Source organism: Stenotrophomonas pictorum JCM 9942, from assembly GCF_001310775.1.
Taxonomy (GTDB): Bacteria; Pseudomonadota; Gammaproteobacteria; order Xanthomonadales; family Xanthomonadaceae; genus Stenotrophomonas; species Stenotrophomonas pictorum.
The window spans coordinates 1-2,195 of sequence record NZ_BAZI01000413.1; the positions used below are offsets into that span (position 1 = coordinate 1).

At 64.5% G+C, this 2,195-nt stretch carries 1 protein-coding gene; it reads left to right on the forward strand.

Annotated elements, in window-relative coordinates:
* Positions 1-304 precede the first annotated feature (304 nt).
* The coding region (locus tag JCM9942_RS14430; protein ID WP_218185503.1) for a M14 family metallopeptidase at positions 305-2,195 on the forward strand (1,891 nt) is incomplete at its 3' end.

The following is a 2,195-nucleotide window of genomic DNA, read 5'->3' on the forward strand; positions in this document are numbered from 1 at the left end:
GCCCGGTTCGAGCACCTTCTTCAAAGAAGGTGCTTCAGGCGGGATGTCATCGGGAAGGGCAGCCTCTGGGCTGCCCTTCTTCGTTTGCTTGCCTGCAATAAGGTGTTCGGGTGGTTTCGGTCGGCCGACGGGATGGCGGAAAAACCGCGTCCGTGCGTCTTTTTGTTGCCTGTCGTCGGAGTATTCACGGTGACTGGGCCAGGGGTGTCGGGGCTGTGTGCATGCGCGGACTCCGGTGCCGAATATGGCTGTTGCGGGGTGGCCGTGCCGGTATCTGGTGCAAGGCTGCTCCTGGGGAGAGGAAGTGAAGTACGGATTTGGACAATGGCGCGGGCGTATCGCTCTTGCATTGGTGATGTTGCTGGCCGCAGGTATGGGGCAGGCCGCTGCGCCTTCGCCGCGCGAGCATTTTGGATTCGATATCGGCGATGACTACATGCTCGCCAACTACACGCAGACGGAGGCGTATTTCCGCAAAGTGGCGGCCGCTTCCGACCGGTTCGTGCTGCAGGAGCTGGGCAAGACTTCGGAAGGGCGATCCCAGTTGATGCTGGTGGCATCGTCGCCGGCCAATCTCGCCCGCCTGGAGGAATATCGGGCGCTGTCCGGACGCATGGCGCGGGCACGGGATGACGAGGCCACCGCGCGGGCGCTGGCGGCGCAGGGCAAGGCGGTGGTGTGGATCGATGGCGGCCTGCATGCCAACGAGACGGTCGGCGCCCACCAGCTGATCGAGACGGTCTGGCAGCTGGCCAGCCGCGACGATGCCGAAACCCGGCGCATTCTGGAGGACACCATCATCCTGCTGGTCCATGCCAACCCGGACGGGCAGGAGCTGTATGCGGACTGGTACATGCGGGAGCCGGTGCCCGAGAAGCGGGTGCTCGACAAGCCGCCGCGGCTGTACCAGAAGTACGCCGGGCACGACAACAACCGTGACTTCTACATGGCGGCGTTGCAGGAAACGCGCAACCTGAATCGGGCGATGTACACCCGCTGGTATCCGCAGATTGTCTACAACCACCACCAGACCTCGCCCAAGGGCACGGTGATCGTGATCCCGCCCTATCGCGATCCGTACAACTACAACATCGACGCGATGATTCCGGTCGGGCTGGAGGCGCTGGGGTCGGCGATGAACCTGCGCTACCTGCAGGAGGGCAAGCCGGGTGCGGTTTCAAAGCGTGGCAGCGTGTACTCGACGTGGTGGAACGGCGGCCTGCGCACAATGCCGTACTTCCACAACATGATGGGCGTGCTGACCGAGATCACCGGCAACCCGACGCCGATGCAGATCCCGTTCATTCCGGAGCGCCAGTTGCCAGACAGCAATCTGCCTGCGCCGGTGGCGGCCCAGACCTGGCATTTCCGCCAGTCCATCGATTACAGCCTGACGGCCAACTGGGCGCTGCTGGATTACGCCTCGCGCAACCGTGAACAGCTGTTGTTGAACATCTACCGCATGGGGCGCAACTCGATCGAGCGGGGCAGCCGCGACAGCTGGACGCCAAGTCCGACAGCTCTGGCGCAGGCGAAGCTGGCGGTGGAAAAAGCGGGCAGGGACAAGGGCGCGTTGGCCGCGGCGCAGGTGCAGCAACTGCTGCGCCAGCCCGATCAGCGTGATGCGCGTGGCTATATCATCCCGGCCGACCAGGCGGATTTCCCGACCGCGGTGAAGTTCGTCGATGCCTTGCAGCTGGGCGGTGTGGAGGTGATGCGCGCCTCGCGTGAGTTCACGGTCGCAGGCAAAAAATACCCGGCCGGTTCCTTCGTGGTGCGTGGCGATCAGGCCTTCCGCCCGCACGTGCGGGACATGTTCGAACCGCAGGATCATCCCCACGATTTCGAATATGACGGTGGTCCGCCGATCGCGCCGTATGACTCGGCGGGGTGGACGCTGGCCTACCAGATGGGGGTGAGTTTTGATCGGGTCATGCACGGCTTTGCCGGCCCGTTCGAGGCGCTGCCGATCGGGCAGCTGCAAACGCCCGTCGACTTGCCTGTGGCGCATTCCTCGCGCGGTTATTTGCTGGATGCGCGGGTCAATGACAGCGTGCTGGTGATCAATCGCCTGCTCAGGGAGGGGGTTGAGGTCCGGCGGTTGCCAGGGCGGGACGGTGCCTTCTTCCTGCCTGCGGTGCCTGTGCCGCAGCTCGAGCGGGCGCTGCGCGGCACGGGTGTTCGCGCGGTGGTGC